Source organism: Aquipuribacter hungaricus (assembly GCF_037860755.1).
Taxonomy (GTDB): Bacteria; Actinomycetota; Actinomycetes; order Actinomycetales; family JBBAYJ01; genus Aquipuribacter; species Aquipuribacter hungaricus.
Genome location: NZ_JBBEOI010000491.1, coordinates 1 through 753 on the forward strand (window position 1 = coordinate 1; position 753 = coordinate 753).

Sequence of the window (753 nt, forward strand, 5' to 3'; positions counted from 1 at the left end):
CGCGATCCGTCCGGCGGCGCGCGCGGCCGCCCTCGTCCTGGCGGGCCTCGCGCTCACCGTGACGGCGACGGCGGCCGCGGCCGCCCCGGTCGCCCCGGTCGCCCCGGAGCCGGGACACCTCGGTGACGACCTCCTGTGGGTCGACGTGCAGGACGTCGGCCTGGGACGGCTGTCGCCCGGGTCCGCGGTCCGCTACCAGATCGGTGCGCACCTGTCCGGTGCCCCGTGGGGGACCCTCACCGTCGAGCTCTACGCCGACGGCGACCTCGTGACCAGCGTCGACGGCCTGCTCGTGCAGGTCGACTCCTGCGGGACCCCCTGGACGGAGCCCGGTCCCGGCGACCCGGAGCCCCGGTGCCCCGGTGCGAGCCTGTCCCTGTTCCCGCGGCACCGGGTCGAGGCCGAGACGGGGTACGCCGCCATCAGCGTCGGCACGCTCACCCCGTCCGAGAGCCGGTGGCTGCTCGTGACGGTCATGCTGCCCGAGGGCACGCCGGACTCCAGCCAGGCGCTGGGCGCCCGGCTCGGCGTCGGGCTCACCGCCGTCGGCGACGTGAGGCTGCCGCCGGAGACCGACCCGCACCCCACGCCGCACCCGGGGCCGGACGCGCCTGACGCGCCTGACGCGCCTGACGCGCCTGACGCGCCGGGCGACCCGCAGGGTCCGCAGGACGAGCACGACACGGGCCCCGGGCGACCGTCCGCCCCGCCGCCCGCGGTACCGGGCGACGCGGCCGGCGGGGCCGGAGCCCG

At 79.0% G+C, this 753-nt stretch carries 1 pseudogene; it reads left to right on the forward strand.

Annotated elements, in window-relative coordinates:
- Window positions 1-753, forward strand: a pseudogene (locus WCS02_RS20815) (hypothetical protein); the annotation flags it as partial.